Source organism: Sporosarcina sp. OR05, assembly GCF_041414805.1.
In the GTDB taxonomy this organism is placed as follows: Bacteria; Bacillota; Bacilli; order Bacillales_A; family Planococcaceae; genus Sporosarcina; species Sporosarcina saromensis.
This window is the reverse complement of the sequence record NZ_JANKJL010000006.1, coordinates 78,453-96,009: the sequence shown is the minus strand read 5'-3', so window position 1 is coordinate 96,009 and position 17,557 is coordinate 78,453. Positions and strand designations below refer to the sequence as shown.

The following is a 17,557-nucleotide window of genomic DNA, read 5'->3' as shown; positions in this document are numbered from 1 at the left end:
TAGTTCCATTCAAAGCTTGAAACATACAATACCCGATTAAATCGTTCCTAACCGTAAAGTTATTCTTTGGATATGTAGAGAATGGGAGCCTAGGTAAAAAACGTGTAATCTGTTTATTGGTTTTCAACGCTATCAATAAACAGCATGATTGTCCTATTAACTACAATTTTAACGTAAAATTTGAAGGCCTAAGACATTGGCCTCTACCTGTAAAGTCAATTCACTCTAATTAGATAAGTAGAATTGTGTCACAGGTCTTACTCGATACTTTTATACACGAATATTCTTCACCTGTGAGCATTGTGTGACAAGGGACCTTGTCGCTTCCTTTTGTAGGAATAAGTATTTATAATTTAACAGTATTGATTATAGGAGGAAGGTAGTATTTTATGAAAAGAACAAAAAGTATCATTGTTAAACTTTCATTATTAATCATTAGTGTTTTTGTCATACTGTTTGTCTTATTCGCGAGTATCACGAGTTATGTTGTCCATAAAGAAACCGTTCGTAATGCTGAAGATATTTCATTGGCGGATGCTGAACGGGTGGCATTGAGACTAAGTGAACAATTCCGCCAGACAGATGAATCGTTACATACGACAAAGCGCGTGCTGGAGTCGATGAATGCTTCTGAACAATTGACAGCAACAGACATTCTTGATGTGTTACATGCGAATTTGGAAGGAAATCCGAATGCGATCGGCATGGCTGCAATCTTTGAGAAAGGCGTATTGTCAACGGATGATTTGTCTACTGAGCAACAACAGTTGATTGATGCGTAAGGTAGATTCGCCTCATACTTATTAAAAACAAAGACGGGAACGAATATTATACCTGCTTCTGGTTATGAACAAGAAGGAGAAGGCGATTGGTACTTAGTTCCTAAAAGAGAGAAAAAAGCATTTTTCCAAGAACCGATTACATACGAGGAAAATGGCAAGACATCCAGTTTCACGATGCTCTCAGTGCCTTTATTGGCAAAAGACGGGTCATTCATGGGTGTGTTAACAACGAGTATGTCCTTGGACTATTTCGAAGAGCTAACAAAGAAAATTGCACCTAAATCTGGTTATGCTGCGGTTATTACAGACAGCGGTACACTTTTGCAAAACAGCATTAAAAAAGAAATGAACGGTACGAATATGAAAGATGCCATTGATTGGCAGCCAGTGAAAGACCGCCTTATGAAAGGTGAATCGGTTGCAATGTATGTGGACTCACAGAGCTTAGGTGAGCAGGCATATAATTCTTTTGCGCCGATTTTTCTGGAAGGGTTTGAAGAGACGTGGACAGTTCAAACCGTCATCCCACGATCTGAAGTGACGTCACTTTTCTCGGCAATTGTCAAAATCATTATTTGGGCAGGATTCGTGATGATGGTGTTAATGGGACTTGTTACTGCAGGATTCATTTATCGTCAAATCAAGCCACTCACGACAATTCAACAATCGATGAAACGTGCTGCTTCAGGAGATTTAACTGAGTCGGTAGATGAAAACGGCTTGAAATTGGATGAAATCGGATCTGTCACGCAGTCGTATAATTTCATGTTGCGACAGACGAATGAAGCGCTGTCTGAAGTGCTACAAGCATCACACCAGTTATCTGATTCGTCAAAGCAGGTGAATCATGCATTTGAGGAAATTGTAGCATCGAGTGAAGAAGTTACCGTTGCGACGGAAGAAATTGCGCAGGGGGCTACGAAACAATCCGAAGATACTGAGGAAACAAGTATGCGAATTGGTGAGCTTGCGGATCGGATTAACAAAATTGCCGAGCTATCCGAGAATATTGATACGTTGTCTCGTCAAAGTATTGAGTCGACACAAGAAGGAATGGCGCAAGTTTCACGTTTGCGAACGGAGAATGGTGTTGCTAACGAATTGAATGCACAAGTTGAAACACAAATGCATATGTTGACAGATAAAATTGCTGGGATCAATAAAATTATTACATCCATTCAAGATATTACAGCGCAGACAAACTTACTTGCGCTCAATGCAAGCATAGAGGCTGCTCGTGCTGGCGAACATGGGAAAGGTTTTGCGGTCGTAGCAGAAGAGGTGCGAAAACTAGCTGAGCAATCCAATCGTGAAACAACGACTATTCAGCAAACCGTGCAGGAGATATTAGAGCAATCTAAAGTGACTGTAGATGTAGTTGGTAAAAATACGCAATCCATGGAAAATCAAAATGAATCGGTTGTAAGCACAGAGCAATCATTCATTCGCAATGCAGCGTTAACAGAGGAAATGAGCCAGGCGATTGAAGAACTTGCAGACAATCTACAAGAGATGATTGCGCAAAAGGAGAAGGCGATTGCGGCAATTCAAAATGTATCAGCCGTCTCCGAAGAAACCGCAGCATCTGCTGAGCAAGTAAGTGCGTCTTCGGTTGCACAACAACAGGAATTAGAAAGGGTAGCAGACTCTGTACAAAGCATGACCCAAATTGCTGTGAAATTGCAACAAGTCGTGGATCGGTTCACGTTAAAAGGAACGGATGAGCCCAACTAAAAAAGCTTAAAGTAACAAGCAGAGAGGGTCCTATAAGGCACCGACCTCTGCTTGTTATTTATTTTTCACAGAACGTACAATGAAGAAAGCCATTGAGCCAAAAAGAATACCGAGGTAGATCGGCAAGAAAGCAAATCCGAGAGACGATGCTTTGCCGAGAGCTACTTGAATGGATTGGAAACTAATATATGCAAAAAATAAAAGGGCTTCATTCTTAATGACGTTTAGCAGCATGCGTGAATTTTTGTATTGAAACTTGATGTTCGTCTCAGTCAAGTTCAGATAGTTATGCCACTCAGGGTGTTTTTCTAGAAACGCTAAAAATACGGTTAATAAACATGCAATTATTGGAAGTAAAAGTAATTCCCATTTCGAACCCCACCGATCCACAACCCCAGCACCGTCATAATGAGCAGGCACTTCATCAGGCAATTGCCCCCAAACAAAAAGTAAGTAACCAATCCAAGCGAGGAAAACAAGTGTCGCTACAAGGTCAAATAGCTTCTCAAATCTGGTTTTTGGAATGTTTAGCTTTGGGCGCTTGTTCAATGTGTTCGACCTCCTTTACTAGTAGTATTAATCCTAATTATACGATAAAGCAAGCCTACTCAGTTCATATGTGAAGAATCCATTCGCACTATGTCTTCTACTTTCTCTTATAGTACGATAGAAAGAAAGGGGGAATCAGCATGTTAAAGATCGGCATCATTGGTTTAGGGGCGATTGGTCAGCGTCTCCTTTCGCAATTCGAGGAACATCGTGCGGTATCCATTACAGCTGTATGTGATGTATCGGAAGTACTAGCGAAGCAAACGGCCGAAAGACTTGGAGATGTACAGTTTTACACAGATTATCAGCACTTAATTGCAGATGGAAATGTTGAGCTTGTTTATGTGGCGGTTCCTCCAAAATTTCACCATGCAATTGTGATGCATGCTCTGCAAGCCAAGAAACACGTGCTTTGTGAGAAGCCATTAGCGAATTCATTGGAAGAGGCAGAAGAGATGGCGCGAGCGGCGAAAGAAGCAGGTATTGTATACGCGATGAACTTCCCATTAAATTACGGCCAGGCCGCCACGAAATTCGCTGAACTACTAGGCGAAGGGTATATTGGCAAGTTGCGTCGGGTGCAGCTGACGATGAACTTTCCACAGTGGCCGCGTGCTTGGCAGCAAAATGACTGGGTTGGTGAGCGAGAGCAAGGCGGTTTTGTCCTTGAAGTCGGTGTGCACTACATCCAACAGATACTAAAATTGTTCGGTGAGATGAACAACATCCACAGTAAACTGGAATTCCCGGATAACCCAATTAGCTGCGAAACAGGTATTCTTGCAACTGCTGAATTGGTGGATGGTACTCCTGTTTTGATTGAGGGATTAAGTCGGATTTCTGGCAAAGAATCTATTGGATTTATTGCATACGGTTCCAAGGGTGTTCTCTCTATTGAAAATTGGGGGCTGTTACGTGGAGGGAAAACGGGAGAAGAACTAGAAGTACTTTCTCTAGAAGAAACAGTGCCAAGTCGGCTAATTGATGAGTTAGTGAAGGCGGTTAATGGAGAGAAAGCGGAGATTTATGATTTTGAAGTCGGTTACCAAGCTCAAAAAATATTGGAATGTTTACGTGCGTAATGGTACTGTTAGATTGCATTTCTTGATAGCTAACACAGTTATAGGATAGATTAAAGGACTAGTACAGGAAAATCAATCTGTACTAGTCCTTTTCAGATTCTTTTATTTTCAATAATGACAGTGCAGCATCCGTGCGTTATAATGAAAAGCGTTGTTATCACCCTTCGTCTCATGAAAGGGGATTTTTTTATGATTCATTTACACAATGTCAGCAAATCTTTTCATACGTTTCAAGCTGTGCGATCTGTTTCATTGACGATTGAAAAAGGGCAAGTACATGGTATTATCGGAGCGAGCGGTGCGGGGAAGTCGACCTTGCTACGGCTAATCAATTTGTTGGAAATCCCTGATGCAGGTGAAGTAGCCGTCAACGGTCAAAAGCTTACGCAGTTGAATGGGAAAGCGTTGCGAGAAGCGCGCAAGTCCATCGGGATGATTTTTCAGCACTTCAACTTAGTCGCGAATAAAACCATCTATGAAAATGTGGCGGTTTCATTAAGGTTGGCACAGTATCCGAGGCGGCAACGTCGAGAACGGGTAATGGAGTGTCTGCAATTTGTCGGGTTGGCTAGTTTCAAGGACAAGTATCCTGCGCAACTTAGTGGCGGTCAAAAACAGCGTGTAGCGATAGCCCGGGCATTGGCGAATTATCCACAAGTGTTGTTGTGTGACGAACCGACGTCTTCCCTTGATCCAAATACGACTGCTGAAATTCTTGGCGTGTTGAAGAATGTCAATGAAACATTTGGCGTGACAATTGTAATGGTCAGTCACGAAATGGACGTGATCAAGAGCATCTGTAACCATGTGACGGTGCTGGCGGATGGTAAAGTGTATGATTCACTTGCTATTGAACCTAAAGGAATTCGTTTGATAGACGATAACCCGGAAAACTTTGTGAAGCAGCTGACAGAGGATGGTGAATGGGATCATGCCTGATATATTGCTTCAGTATCAAATGGAGATTTGGCAATCGATTAGAGAGACGTTTGCAATGGTTGGTGTGTCCATTTTAGCTGCTATATTTGTCGGACTTCCAGTGGGCACGTTGCTGTTCTTTTGTAGAAGAGGACAAATCTTTGAGAATCAGCTCGTCTTTTCAGTCGTGAATTTACTTGTAAATATCATTCGCTCGTTCCCGTTTTTATTGTTAGTCGTGTTCTTAATTCCCTTTACGCGAATGGTAATTGGTACGGCAATCGGTACAGCTGCTGCAACGGTTCCATTATCCATCATTGCGATTGCACATTATGCACGTTTGGTTGAACAATCGTTGTTAGACGTGCCAAGAGGTGTGTTGGAAGCAGCAATTTCAATGGGGGCTTCTGTTCGGGATTTGGTGTTTCGGTTTCTGTTCGTAGAAGCTCGTTCTGGGCTTGTCCTCGGATTGACGACGTCCACAATCAGTTTCATTTCGTACTCAACGATCATGGGAGTGGTTGGAGGAGGGGGAATCGGGGACTTCGCCATTCGATACGGTTACCAACAATTCAAGACGGATTTAATGCTCTATATGATACTCATTATGGTCATCCTTGTGCAGTGTATCCAATTTACAGGAACGACTGTCGCACGATGGATTGACAAACGATAATAGGAGGAAATGACATGAAGAAATTAGTATTGCTTGCTGCAATGTTAATGTTGGTATTAGCAGCTTGTGGCAAGGAAAAAGATACGAATGAGGCACCAAAAACAGAAGGTACAGATGAAAAAGTGACATTGAAAGTCGCTTCATTAATTCCACCGATGACAGAAATTCTTGAGTTAGTGAAACCACAATTAGCTGAAGAAGGCATTGACCTCGAAATGGTCGTTCTTGGCGATAATGTGCAGCCGAACACTGCGTTAGCCGCTAAAGAAGTGGACGCGAACTTCTTCCAACACGTACCGTACATGGAAGAATTCAACCGTAACAACGATGCGAATCTCGTCCCGATTACACCAATCTATTTTGCAAATTACGGTGTGTATGCAAAAGACTATTCTTCCATGGATGAACTTCCTGAAGGTGCTGTCATTGCAATGGCAAATGACGTTTCGAATATCGATCGTTCTTTGGCGTTGTTAGCGCAACAAGGTGTCATTACGTTAAAAGAGAAAACGGATACCTATTATACAAAAGCGGACATTACGGACAATCCAAAAAACTATACGTTCGAAGAAGTAGATTTGCTGATGCTTGCCCGCATGTACGATGACGCAGATGCTGTCATCATGACACCAGCTTATGCTGCTCCGCTAGGATTGACGCCAAAAAGTGATGCGCTTCTTACAGAAGGTGTTGAAAACGACTTCGCGATTACGTTAATTGCACGCGAAGATAATAAAGACTGGGAACCGATTCAAAAGTTAGCGGAAGCAATGACTAGTCCTGAAGTACGCAAGTTTCTAGAAGAGAATTATGATGAAACAGCCATTCCGGCGTTTGAATAAAAAATATGAAGAGCCATTCCAGTTGTGTTTACAACAGGGAATGGCTTTTTTACGTTGGAGGCTTCCTCGTAAATTATGATAAGGTGAAGCTAGTCAACGTAACAAGATTTAGGATAGGGCACAAATATGTATTACTCAGTGAGCTGGTTGGAAGAGTAACAACATCTTGAGGGGGAATGTGCAAGTGAACTTATTAAGTGTGATTAAAAAGGAGAAAGAGTATTGGCTTGTGGATCAGGTGAGAAAAGAAGGGTGTACGGAGGAAAGTTATCGTGCTGCCTTTGAACAATTGCTTCATCAATGGAGAGAACAGAACGTCGGTTATCTATCGCTACTGATGGATCCCACCTTTGAAGACTGGTTGTTAGCTCGTGGGTTTAGTAAAGTTTCTACGATTGTTGAGTATACGAGGGAGATCAACAGTTCTTTTTCAGTCGATAGTGGAATTGTTGTAAAGGCATTAGTGAATGCGGAAATGAATGATGCGCAATTTGCACATTTATATGAACGTTGTCGCAGTGGATCTGCGAACAAAAACAACTTATTTACTATTGAACAGGTAATGGAATCACTTGAGAACGAACTCGGTCGAGAATGGAGAACAACTTGTTTTATTTTCCAAAAATCAGGTGAACCGATTGGTTTGAGTATCCCGGTGATTGAACATGGCACTGTGGATGAAGGACGTCTATTTTACTTCGGAGTTGTACCCGAATGGAGAGGAAAAGGATATGGGAGAGCATTTCATCGCATGTCACTTCAGTTATTGAAGGAGATCGGCGCAACGACTTATGTTGGCAGTACAGATGAAGCAAATGAACCGATGATTCGGATTTTTGAACAGAATGGTTGCGTGTTACGAGATCGGAAAGGAATTTACCGGATAGATCGTTAATGGTAGAAGACTAAGTTTAGTCGATAATCTGAATTGAAATTGGAATTGGTTTTCGAATGTCATGGAGTACTTTCACTTTCCCACGACCAAAGTGGCACCTCCATATTCAAAGCATGTCATCACACCCAATCGTCCACTCCAGCCAATAAAACCCGCACAAATCGCCAAAGCAAAAAGAAGCTGTCGCAGAAAATCAGTTGCTACTGACTTTCCGGACAGCTCCTACTCAATTACTTCGTATAGTTATCAAAATAGCCTTGAATGAACACGATTGGTGTTCCTTTATCACCACTACCTGATGTCAAATCGGAAAGAGAACCGATAAGGTCAGTCAGTTTACGAGGAGTTGTCCCTTGAGCTTCCATCGCACCTACAAGGTCTTCCTCTTTGTTTTGGATGAAATCATTAATCGCTTTCTTCAAATCGTCGCCACGGAGATCAGCGAAGTTGTTATCTGCCAAGTATTTCAGCTTGATTTCATTTGGCGTACCGTCAAGACCTGCTGTATAAGCTGGAGAAACGACTGGATCCGCAAGTTCCCAAATTTTACCTACAGGGTCTTTGAACGCGCCATCACCGTAAATCATAACTTCCACAGTTTTACCCGTTTTTTCTTGCAACATCGCTTGGATCTTGTCAACAACCGGTTGGCAGTTGTGCGGGAAAAGTTTGACGCTATCTTCTGTTGCTTTGTTTGAACCGAGTAAGCCATACGCTTCGTTATATCCACTGCCGTCAACAGATTCAGAAAGAATGTTGTCAAGGCTGTAGATTTTTTCGCCGCCATTTGCTTTTAGAATGCGCTTCGTTCTGAAACGTGTATGGATGTCACATGTAAGTACGTTGTTCGTATAATCTAAAATCGTTTTCGCATTATTGGAGAAGATGACTTCACATTCAACGCCATACTCTTCAATGATGGATTTATAGTAGTCGATGTAATCAACACCTGTAAATGTATGTTTATTGTAACCGAAGTGCTCGCGGAATTGTTGTTCATTCAACACATCTGTCCAAGGGTTAACGCCTTTTTCGTCAAGTGTATCAATATCTACTAAGTGATTGCCGACTTCATCGGATGGGTAGCTTAGCATTAAGACAATTTTCTTTGCTGCGCCTTTCGCGATTCCGCGCAGACAGATCGCAAAACGATTTCGGCTTAAGATTGGGAAAATGACACCAATTGTATCTTCGCCAAATTTCGATTGAACATCTTTTGCTATATGATCAATTGTTGCGTAATTTCCTTGAGCGCGTGCAACGATGGATTCAGTGACGGTCACGATATCTCTGTCATTAATTGTAATGCCTTCAACTTCTGAAGCTTTTAATACGCTGTCTACAACGATTTCTTCAATATTGTCCCCTTTATTGATAATTGGGCAACGAAGACCTCTGACAACCGTTCCAACTACTCTTTCCACATGAATCGCTCCTAACGCTTTTTTATTCACTAACTACTTGTACTATACGCTCTTTACATGGTATAAGTAAAATTAATACTTCTAATAATGGGTATAAGGGGTGCTTATATGGTAAGTAAACTGGATTTATATAGGGTTTTCAGTGTCGTTGGGAAAAATGAAAGCTTTTCAAAAGCCGCAAAAGCGCTATTTATGACGCAACCGGCAGTTAGTCAGGCGGTCATGCAGCTTGAGCGGGAATTGGAAACACGTCTATTTAACCGGACGCCAAAAGGTGTGACACCGACAACGGAAGGAAGCCTTCTGTTGGAGTATGTTAATTCTGCGATCAATTTAATCGAAATCGGTGAAGAAAAAATTGCGGAATTTAAAAACTTGACGACTGGCGAGCTGCGAATCGGAGTGGGCGATACGATTTCAAAGTATTTTTTATTGCCACAGCTGGAAGCATTCCGGAATCGTTACCCAAACATTAAACTGAAAATCGAGAATGGCACGACGGATGTACTGATTTCATTCCTCAAATCGGGTGAAGTGGATTTAGGAATTTGTAATTTACCTGTTAATGATGCCACGTTGGATGTACGGCCTTGTTTTGATATCCATGACACATTTGTGTATGGTGATAAATACCGTAAGCTTCTTGCGAAACCGATCGACTTCCATGACCTTGCAAAATTGCCCCTCATTTTTTTAGAGCCGAGTTCAAATTCTCGCAAATATGTCGAAGAATTTTTGTTTTCAAAGGGTGTGAAGATTGCACCTGAATTTGAATTGGGGTCACATGATCTCGTTGTAGAATTTGCGCGCATTAATATGGGGATTGCGTGTGTCACAAGGGAGTTTACGGAGGAGTATTTAGACAGAGGAATTCTACATGAAGTGCAGTTGAAAGAAGAAATACCGCATCGAAGTATCGGGGTCTGTTCATTAAAAAGTGTGCCCCTTTCACCCGCCTCTACTAAATTTGTGGAACTTGTGGTAAGTTGATAGGAAGCTAAAAGGGAAGGGGTATGAAAATGTTTACACATCAAATTGACGAAGATACGGTGATACGTTTATTGGAAATTAGAGATGCTGATCGGTTATTTACGGTGACTGACATTTCAAAAGACAGTTTGCGAGAATGGCTTCCGTGGGTTGACTATACAACGTCGGTAGAAGATTCGAAGAGCTTTATTGCCGGAACGATGCAGAAATTCGCACGTAATGATGGTTTTGAGGCCGGCATTTGGTATAAAGGGGAACTGGCGGGTGTGGTCGGCCTGCACGGCATTAATTGGTCCAACAAGTCGACGTCGATTGGTTACTGGCTTGGACGAGGTTTTGAAGGCAAAGGACTTATGACAAAAGCTTGTGAAGCAGTCATTGCTTATTGTTTTACAGAATTACAGTTGAATCGTGTTGAAATTCGTACAGCTACAGAAAACTACAAGAGCATGGCCATTCCACAAAGGCTCGGCTTTACAAAAGAAGGCTGTCTGAAACAGGCGGAATGGCTGTCGGACAAGTTCGTCGATCATTATGTATTTGGCTTAGTCAAAGAAGATTGGCAAAATCGATAGAACAGCTCGCACATGCACGAACAGACGAAGGGAGAGTGTGCCATCATCTGTTCATGCTGTTCACTGAAAGACTACTTCCTGTCTAATCCTGTTAGGACATTCATGCCAAAGCAAAGAACACCTAGCACAGTCATTGCACCACCTGCAGTCGCCAACATGAACAATATCGGCGGGCCGCCCATAATCGCTGCCGCAATACTTATCATCATCACCGGCAAACCGATGTTATGAAGCCAAAAGTGCGCTTTTGCCAGCCTGGACTTTTCTAAACTAGGATATAGATGATAGAAAATCCCTGCTAACGCCAAAGATACCCAGCCGACCAAATTCAAGTGAACATGCACCGTCGCCATGTTAAATACATGCGTAAACGACATGAATAATCCGAACGAAATGCCAATCATGAAATAGACAACTGAAATCTTCAACAACGTTTTCCCCATTACCTCTCCCCCCTCTCGATTCACCAATCCCATCTATGTAGTATATGCAACACCAACTAGTTCAAATGGGGCATATTTTTGGTGCCAGTCCCCCAAACAATTCAAAATTGTTTTGGGGACTGGCACCATTTTTTGCTTAGATTTCGATGATGAAGGGGATGATCATCGGGCGTCTTTTTGTGCGCGTGTAGAGGAGTTTTTCAACCGATTTCCGGACGGCGTGCTTCAAATCGTTGCGACGGTACCGCGTAGAAGGTTTCGCTTCTTTGATGGTCGAAACGACAAGCTGGTTTACTTCTTTGTATAAGTCTTCCGCTTCACGTTCGTAGACAAATCCTCGAGAGATGGTGTCAGGAGCGGACAGCAATCGGTTATCTGCTTTGCTGAGTGAAATCACAATGATAAGCATGCCTTCTTCGGCGAGCACTTTGCGATCTCGCAAGACGACTTTTCCTACGTCACCGATGCCCAATCCATCTACAAATACACTTCCTGCATCGACGCGCCTTGTCTGGCTAGCAACCCCGTTCTGAATATCGACGACATCACCGTTGTTTAAGATAAAAATATTTTTACCGTCCACACCGACCGATTCTGCTAACTTTTTGTGGAGTTGCAACATGCGATATTCACCATGAATCGGGATGAAGTATGTCGGTTTCATTAACGTAAGCATGAGTTTCAGTTCCTCTTGGAATGCGTGTCCTGAAACGTGCATGCCGGATGCGCTACCGGAACCATAAATGACTGTAGCACCGAGTTGAAACAAATTATCGACAATGCGTGAAACACTCTTTTCATTGCCTGGTATCGGACTGGACGCAAGAATGACTGTATCGCCAGGCAGGACGGACACTTGGCGGAATGTGTTCGTCGATAACCGGGAGAGGGCTGCCATAGGCTCTCCTTGGCTACCTGTACAAATGATGACGACCTTTTCGGGTTCCAACACATTCACTTGTTGTGCATCTATGAGCATCCCTTCAGGTAGGTGGACGTATCCAAGTTCCTCCGCAACGGAAACGACATTGACCATGCTTCGGCCAAGCAGCGCAACATGGCGATTCGTCATCTGTGCTGCGTCAATGATTTGCTGGATGCGGTGGACGTTTGATGCGAAAGTGGAGATGAAGATTTTCCCGGTTGCTTTCCGGAACGCGTCTGCGATGTTGTCTCCAACGACACGTTCGGACTGTGTAAATCCTGGTCTCTCGGCATTCGTGCTCTCTGACAATAAAAGCAGCACACCTTTTTTCCCGATGTCCGCCATTTTATGAAGATCCGCATATTCTTCATTAACTGGCGTCAAATCGAATTTAAAGTCACCGGTATGGACAACAATTCCTTCTGGAGTTTCGAATGCAATCCCGACACAGTCGGGTATACTATGACTGGCTCTGAAGAACGAGGTGCGAATGCTGCCTAGTTCAATCGCCTCGTCAGGGTGAATTAAGTTCAACTCCGTACCTCGAAGGAGGCCATGCTCTTTTAATTTTAACTCAATTAAACCAAGCGTCAGCCGTGTTGCATAAATCGGTACATTCAATTGCTTTAAGAAATATGGGATACCGCCAATGTGATCCTCGTGGCCATGCGTAACAACGAGTGCACGCACTTTGTCCTGATTTTCTAGTAAATACGAGATGTCTTGGATGATCAAGTCGACGCCTAGCAAATTTTCATCAGGAAACGAAGACCCACAATCAATGACAATCATATCCTCCCCATACTGCAACACATACATGTTCTTCCCAATCTCGTTAATGCCTCCTAAGGAAAAAACGGATAACTTACTTCCTGCATCATTCAATGGAACCCCTCCTATAAGATATGTACGATAAAAAACTATCCATAGGGTGCGCAAAAATGGCAAAAAAATACGGTGCCAGTCCCCGAAACAATTCCAAATTGTTTGGGGGACTGGCACCTACATTCTACCAGATTTGAAGATGGTGATGATGAGGTAGAGGAACATGAGAGAGGCGACGATGGAGCCGACTTCGATGATGGGAAAGCGCCATAGCATGTTCGTTTGGCCGGCGATGGATGCGCCGACGATGAGCCCTACCATGAGTATGCTGAATGATAAAAGGATGATACTAAATGAGAGTCGGTTGCTGATTCGATCGAGTCTGCGTAGAAAAATCTGCGCTTGTTGGACGTTAATATCCAATTGCAGCTTTCCTTTACGTACAGTTGTTGCGATGGCTTTGAAATCCTTTGGCAGTTGGGAGAGGATTTCAAGGTTCTCCACCGTTTCGTTCCACGACTTTTTCAATACGTTTCGTGGATCATAGCGTTCCATTACGAGCTTTTTGCCATACGGTTCAATCGCTTTCATAATACTCAACTCAGGATCCAACTTCGTAATGAGCCCTTCAAGCGTAAGGATGGCTTTTGATAAGATTGTTAATTCCATCGGTACTTGAATATGATGACGATAAGCGACTTTGAACAATTCCATAAAGATATTGCCTAAACTAATCTCGTTTAATGCGACCTCATAATAGCGACTTTGCAAATCTTCCACGTCGCGTGTAAATAATCGCATATCTGTGTCATCTGTTAAGATGCCCATTGCAGTAAACGTTTTAATTAACCCTTTTGTATGCCCTTTCCGTAAATCAATGAGCAAAGAGGCAAAATGATATTTCATGTCATCCGAAATTCGGCCAACCATCCCAAAATCTAAATAAGAGACGACGTTGCCCGGTAGGATATGAATATTTCCAGGGTGTGGATCTCCGTGGAAAAATCCCTCTTCTAATATTTGATGGAACATGGAGTTTACAATGCGTCCGGCAATCAATTTTCGATCATAACCCGCTTCGTCCAACGAGGAAAAATGGTTTGCTTTAATGCCTGTAACCATTTCCATCGATAACACTTTTTCTGTAGAGTACTCCCATAAGACATTTGGAATATAAACCGTTGTACAGTCTTCAAACTGCTTTCCAATTCGCTCACAATTTCTTCCTTCCACACGATAATCCAGCTCTTCCCGCATCGATCGTGAAAATTCATCAAACAAATCACAAAGTCTGTACGTGCTTGCCCATGTCGTATTCTCTTCTAAATACGATGCAATATCCCGTATTATGGATAGATCTTTTTCGACATTCGTTTCAATGTTTGGACGTTGAACTTTTACTGCAACTTGTTCTCCAGAATGGAGTTGAGCAACGTGCACTTGCCCGATGGATGCTGCAGCTAACGGCTCTTCATCAACATGCATGAAAAACTGGTCTAGCTGACCGTCCAGCTCCTCTTCCAAGATCGCTTTTATCGTTTCAAAAGGTACAGTGGAGACATGATCTTGCAATTTCTCGAGTTCCTTCGCAATTTCCTCCGGCACTAAATCTCGGCGTGAGCTCGCAACTTGTCCGAGTTTAATGAAAGTCGGTCCTAAATCTTGTAATGCATGACGGAGTTTTACCCCGACATCTTGCATGTTCATCCCGCCGGCATCCGCTTTAGATGACTTGCGAGAAGTGAGGCCGAGGCGGAATAACACATGGCTAAGCCCGTGACGTAAAAATGTGTTAATGATTTCTTGAAACCTTCGCGTATGCCGCATTTTTAGTTTATACACTGACATTCCTCTCCTCTTGCACACCATAATCTTTTTGTAATTCTTACATACCCTTTTCCTAGAAAGTTAGCCACGTAATTAGTGTTCTCAATAATTTACAAAATTGTTTGCGATTATTGTGTAAAACGATATACTAGTTAGTAGATTTGGAATTGGAGATGATTTCTTGAAACAGATAATTCGAGTCAAAGTGTATGACAACACTTCTACATTGGATGAGCAAAACCAAAAGATCTTACAAGTCGCGACGATGAACATAGTGGCTATGACAAGTGCACTGTTCGTCGGGAGTAAAGGAGAAGGTGGGGAAGGCGTTGCGCTAAATCCTGTGGAGGATTGCTTTTGTGGCATTGAACTACTGTATCAGAAAGCGATTCCTGATGAACTTGCGGAGGAATGTCGTGCTTCACTAGAAAGAAGACTCGTAAACTTTTATAAGATGAGTGATCTGGATATGAATGTGGAGTTAACAATCGAGTAACAATTCGAGGGAGGTGTATCATGAAAGGTTGGCAAAAGGTTGGCCTCATACTCTTTTTCCTTATTGCATTCAGCAGTTTTCTAGTCCGTTATGGAGCACAAGAAGAACCAGTCCGAACGTTCAAGATTACAGATAACGTCACATTGGAAATCTACCAAGAAGGTAATTTGTATGCTCCTGTAGTAAAAGAAAAGAAATTCTTGACGACCAAGAAGACTACGCATTCCTCACTCTACCAAAACCATACAGGTGTCTACTTCGACTATAGCTTGTTTACAATTGGAGGATTTGATTACATCCTAGGAGCTGTGCAAAATAGTGAGGTTGCGAAAGTGCATGTAAAAACGTCCGCTGTCCAAGTGGAACATCTTGTAGAAGATGAATTTTTCATACTTGCTATCCCTGATGATGGCGAACCAGGCATCGCCCATCCAACTGTCGAGCTGCAGCAAGGGGAAATCGTTGAGTATCCTTTCACGATTCAACGTACGAAATGAGAACAGCCATCTATCGAAATCTTCGCGATAGATGGCTGTTTGTATGCAATTAAAAGGCTCCGGCTCCACCTCCGCCACCAGATCCGCTGCTACTTCCAGATCCACCGCCCGAACTAGAAGATGACATGTGTGAGTAATAGACCCGATGTGTATAGTGGAACGACGTCAACATTTCTGTGAAACGGATCGTCAATGGTGGCAATGAAGCCAAGTTTTCAGGAATTGTTTTTTCATATTTCAACCGTAATGGAACAAAGAGACGAAGGGCAATTGCATGCGCTTGCCATTTCTCTTCAGAGAGACCGTTTAAACGATCAAACGACCCAGATCGTATGGCTTTTTTGAACGCTTTCGCCGCCTTGTAATAAGGTGCAGCTTTCTTTTTTATATCCATGAGGGGTAACAGCAAGCCAGCCACAAAAAACAGAACTGAACTCATTGTGAACAAACTATAGAAGCCTTCCATGGAACGTTCCCAAGTCCATATGAAGCAAAATGCGAAAAATATGGGCAAAGCGGCACGCCAAGATAAATTAAACAATAATAACACGTACGCAAACCACAAAAGGATGGTCATCACGACAACGTCTTGTATGTCTGCGGTCGTCATCCATATGTTCAAGATGGCAACTACAATCCATAGAGGGATTCCGATGCGAACGAGCCATTTGCGTATTGGATTGAGGACACAATACTGTTTCACTTCAGGATCTTTCCGCACGATTTCCTTCCATTTCTTAAATCGTTTCGTCAATCGTTTAGACTGCTGTGCATATTCACTTTCCAATCGCCAATGTTGCTCGCGTTGTTGTTTCGACATGTAAGGGAACTGATCCAGTGAAAAACAGATGTCTCCTGCAGCATTCCGTTCGAATAACCAATCGATCAAGTCCTGTTCAAATTCACTTAACGTACTAAGTTGTTTCACTAACGTAAAGCGAAACGTGTAGTCTGGCGCATTCTCATCACTGCGATAGACCGCATTCGCAGGCACTTTTTCCATAATGACAATTCCTTTTTGCCGCAGTCTCAATAACGCAGCCGAAATGGCGTTCGGTTCAATTTTTCCTTTTCGTTCTATTAACCCTAAAAGAAACGGATCAATGTCTTCCAATTGTCGAAGCCGAGGCGTAGAGGTGAAAAGTCTTATTAACCGTCGAGGATATAAAATCGTGACAATGAATAATAGGATGGTGCTGAAAAATAAGATGATATTAATAAGTTCCACTGTAGGCATTGCAAATTCTTTTTTTTCTAGCCATTTTACATAAGCAGCTTCCTCTTCCTCAAACTCCGCTAACATCGCTTTATCTTCATCATAAGGCGCATTTTGCAGAAAGGTTTCAGGGAAAAGAAAACGAATTTCCAATGTTTCATACGCTTCCAATAGGTCTGCTGTGTAGAGGAAACCGTAGTCCATCGATTTCTTCAACTCTCCTGCTGTACTATGCAAATACGCCTCCCCGGCTAACGTCGCATCTTTATCGCCGGATAAAATGAGGCGTAAACGAACATTGTGCAAATCTGTCTCGTTCAACTCATCAAAAAAGCGCCAATACAATTGCCCTGTATCACTATATTTTTGTGCAGCACCGCGAATCAAATACCGATAGAACACTTTCTTCTTTTCATTCTCAGAAGGTGTATGAATCTTAAATGTACGTCCTTCCCGCTCCACTTCCAACCGTGTAAAGGTACTGTTATCATATTGAGAAAGGTTCGTATCCATTGGTGCAAGATACCCTTCAAAGTATTTAACACCTTTATGATTGTCGTCACCGATTATTCGCGTGGTTCCGTTATACGTGCCCGAAAAATTGTATGTGTAAAGTTCTTCGACATATAAATCTCCGTTATCCATAACATACGCCTGAATTTGCACGTCATCTATCGAAAATGATTTCGCTTGCGCGTGATGAACAGGGAATGCAATGGATAAGAGTAGCATGCAAAGTAGAAAACGAAGACTTCGCAAAGGAACCCCTCCTCACTGTGTGTTAACGATTCTATTACTTTACTCTACGAAGAAATCATTTTATAGTTTCATTGTTTTTTGAAATAAGAAAAAGGACCAGCA

At 42.5% G+C, this 17,557-nt stretch carries 17 protein-coding genes; 11 read left to right on the top strand and 6 right to left on the bottom strand.

Annotation, left to right across the window (positions count from 1 at the left end; all coding sequences use genetic code 11):
- The first annotated feature begins 389 nt into the window (after positions 1 to 389).
- A complete protein-coding gene (locus NRI27_RS11015; RefSeq protein ID WP_371390727.1) occupies positions 390 to 782 on the top strand; it encodes a PDC sensor domain-containing protein in 393 nt (130 codons plus the stop codon).
- 183 nt (positions 783 to 965) lie between these two features.
- Positions 966 to 2,516 carry a methyl-accepting chemotaxis protein gene (locus NRI27_RS11010; RefSeq protein WP_371390726.1) on the top strand — a complete coding sequence of 517 codons (1,551 nt, stop codon included), beginning with the start codon at positions 966 to 968 and terminating at the stop codon, positions 2,514 to 2,516.
- Between the two features lie 54 nt (positions 2,517 to 2,570).
- Here NRI27_RS11010 and NRI27_RS11005 read toward each other — a convergent pair whose 3' ends face one another.
- On the bottom strand, positions 2,571 to 3,065 hold the full coding sequence (locus NRI27_RS11005; RefSeq protein WP_371390725.1) for a DUF1648 domain-containing protein: 495 nt from the start codon (positions 3,063 to 3,065) through the stop codon (positions 2,571 to 2,573).
- Between the two features lie 140 nt (positions 3,066 to 3,205).
- Between NRI27_RS11005 and NRI27_RS11000 the strand changes: the two genes are divergently transcribed.
- From NRI27_RS11000 to NRI27_RS10980, 5 genes are all read left to right on the top strand, one after another.
- On the top strand, positions 3,206 to 4,147 hold the full coding sequence (locus tag NRI27_RS11000) for a Gfo/Idh/MocA family protein (protein WP_371390724.1): 942 nt from the start codon (positions 3,206 to 3,208) through the stop codon (positions 4,145 to 4,147).
- 189 nt (positions 4,148 to 4,336) lie between these two features.
- Positions 4,337 to 5,086: a methionine ABC transporter ATP-binding protein gene (locus NRI27_RS10995; RefSeq protein WP_371390723.1), complete on the top strand. Its 750-nt coding sequence runs from the start codon at positions 4,337 to 4,339 to the stop codon at positions 5,084 to 5,086.
- Positions 5,079 to 5,741, top strand: coding sequence for a methionine ABC transporter permease (locus tag NRI27_RS10990; protein ID WP_371390722.1), 663 nt, complete (start codon positions 5,079 to 5,081; stop codon positions 5,739 to 5,741). Before NRI27_RS10995 ends, NRI27_RS10990 begins: the two co-directional genes overlap by 8 nt.
- Positions 5,742 to 5,755: 14 nt before the next feature.
- A complete protein-coding gene (locus NRI27_RS10985; protein WP_371390721.1) occupies positions 5,756 to 6,583 on the top strand; it encodes a MetQ/NlpA family ABC transporter substrate-binding protein in 828 nt (275 codons plus the stop codon).
- Positions 6,584 to 6,767: 184 nt separating this feature from the next.
- On the top strand, positions 6,768 to 7,478 hold the full coding sequence (locus NRI27_RS10980) for a GNAT family N-acetyltransferase (RefSeq protein ID WP_371390720.1): 711 nt from the start codon (positions 6,768 to 6,770) through the stop codon (positions 7,476 to 7,478).
- Between the two features lie 230 nt (positions 7,479 to 7,708).
- Here the strand turns inward: NRI27_RS10980 and NRI27_RS10975 are convergent, their stop codons facing one another.
- Positions 7,709 to 8,902, bottom strand: coding sequence for a coenzyme F420-0:L-glutamate ligase (locus NRI27_RS10975; RefSeq protein ID WP_317943316.1), 1,194 nt, complete (start codon positions 8,900 to 8,902; stop codon positions 7,709 to 7,711).
- Positions 8,903 to 9,010: 108 nt separating this feature from the next.
- On the opposite strand from NRI27_RS10975, the gene NRI27_RS10970 reads away from it, so the two are divergent.
- Positions 9,011 to 9,892, top strand: a complete 882-nt coding sequence (locus tag NRI27_RS10970) for a LysR family transcriptional regulator (RefSeq protein ID WP_317943318.1) — start codon at positions 9,011 to 9,013, stop codon at positions 9,890 to 9,892.
- 29 nt (positions 9,893 to 9,921) lie between these two features.
- Positions 9,922 to 10,467: a GNAT family N-acetyltransferase gene (locus NRI27_RS10965; protein ID WP_371390719.1), complete on the top strand. Its 546-nt coding sequence runs from the start codon at positions 9,922 to 9,924 to the stop codon at positions 10,465 to 10,467.
- Positions 10,468 to 10,538: 71 nt separating this feature from the next.
- Here NRI27_RS10965 and NRI27_RS10960 read toward each other — a convergent pair whose 3' ends face one another.
- From NRI27_RS10960 to NRI27_RS10950, 3 genes are all read right to left on the bottom strand, one after another.
- Complete coding sequence (locus tag NRI27_RS10960; protein WP_371390718.1) at positions 10,539 to 10,910, bottom strand: cytochrome-c oxidase; 372 nt, start codon at positions 10,908 to 10,910, stop codon at positions 10,539 to 10,541.
- A 136-nt stretch (positions 10,911 to 11,046) separates the two neighbouring features.
- Entirely contained in the window at positions 11,047 to 12,720 is a 1,674-nt protein-coding gene (locus tag NRI27_RS10955) for a ribonuclease J (RefSeq protein ID WP_371390717.1), read from the bottom strand.
- A gap of 117 nt (positions 12,721 to 12,837) precedes the next feature.
- A complete protein-coding gene (locus NRI27_RS10950; RefSeq protein ID WP_371390716.1) occupies positions 12,838 to 14,508 on the bottom strand; it encodes an ABC1 kinase family protein in 1,671 nt (556 codons plus the stop codon).
- 160 nt (positions 14,509 to 14,668) lie between these two features.
- Between NRI27_RS10950 and NRI27_RS10945 the strand changes: the two genes are divergently transcribed.
- Both NRI27_RS10945 and NRI27_RS10940 read left to right on the top strand, forming a co-directional pair.
- Entirely contained in the window at positions 14,669 to 14,983 is a 315-nt protein-coding gene (locus tag NRI27_RS10945; RefSeq protein ID WP_371390715.1) for a hypothetical protein, read from the top strand.
- A 20-nt stretch (positions 14,984 to 15,003) separates the two neighbouring features.
- Complete coding sequence (locus NRI27_RS10940) at positions 15,004 to 15,480, top strand: hypothetical protein (RefSeq protein ID WP_371390714.1); 477 nt, start codon at positions 15,004 to 15,006, stop codon at positions 15,478 to 15,480.
- Between the two features lie 49 nt (positions 15,481 to 15,529).
- Here NRI27_RS10940 and NRI27_RS10935 read toward each other — a convergent pair whose 3' ends face one another.
- The gene (locus NRI27_RS10935; RefSeq protein WP_371390713.1) at positions 15,530 to 17,455 is read right to left on the bottom strand and encodes a DUF2207 domain-containing protein; all 1,926 of its coding nucleotides are present in this window, start codon (positions 17,453 to 17,455) and stop codon (positions 15,530 to 15,532) included.
- Between the last annotated feature and the right edge of the window lie 102 nt (positions 17,456 to 17,557).

What these genes read in the sequence shown, in the direction of transcription:
- NRI27_RS10990 (WP_371390722.1), top strand. Translation starts at nt 5,079, where the DNA reads ATGCCTGATATATTGCTTCAGTATCAAATGGAGATTTGGCAATCGATT.
- NRI27_RS10965 (WP_371390719.1), top strand. Translation starts at nt 9,922, where the DNA reads ATGTTTACACATCAAATTGACGAAGATACGGTGATACGTTTATTGGAA.
- NRI27_RS11000 (WP_371390724.1), top strand. Translation starts at nt 3,206, where the DNA reads ATGTTAAAGATCGGCATCATTGGTTTAGGGGCGATTGGTCAGCGTCTC.
- NRI27_RS10995 (WP_371390723.1), top strand. Translation starts at nt 4,337, where the DNA reads ATGATTCATTTACACAATGTCAGCAAATCTTTTCATACGTTTCAAGCT.
- NRI27_RS10960 (WP_371390718.1), bottom strand. Translation starts at nt 10,910, where the DNA reads ATGGGGAAAACGTTGTTGAAGATTTCAGTTGTCTATTTCATGATTGGC.
- NRI27_RS11015 (WP_371390727.1), top strand. Translation starts at nt 390, where the DNA reads ATGAAAAGAACAAAAAGTATCATTGTTAAACTTTCATTATTAATCATT.
- NRI27_RS10970 (WP_317943318.1), top strand. Translation starts at nt 9,011, where the DNA reads ATGGTAAGTAAACTGGATTTATATAGGGTTTTCAGTGTCGTTGGGAAA.
- NRI27_RS10940 (WP_371390714.1), top strand. Translation starts at nt 15,004, where the DNA reads ATGAAAGGTTGGCAAAAGGTTGGCCTCATACTCTTTTTCCTTATTGCA.
- NRI27_RS10985 (WP_371390721.1), top strand. Translation starts at nt 5,756, where the DNA reads ATGAAGAAATTAGTATTGCTTGCTGCAATGTTAATGTTGGTATTAGCA.
- NRI27_RS10950 (WP_371390716.1), bottom strand. Translation starts at nt 14,508, where the DNA reads ATGTCAGTGTATAAACTAAAAATGCGGCATACGCGAAGGTTTCAAGAA.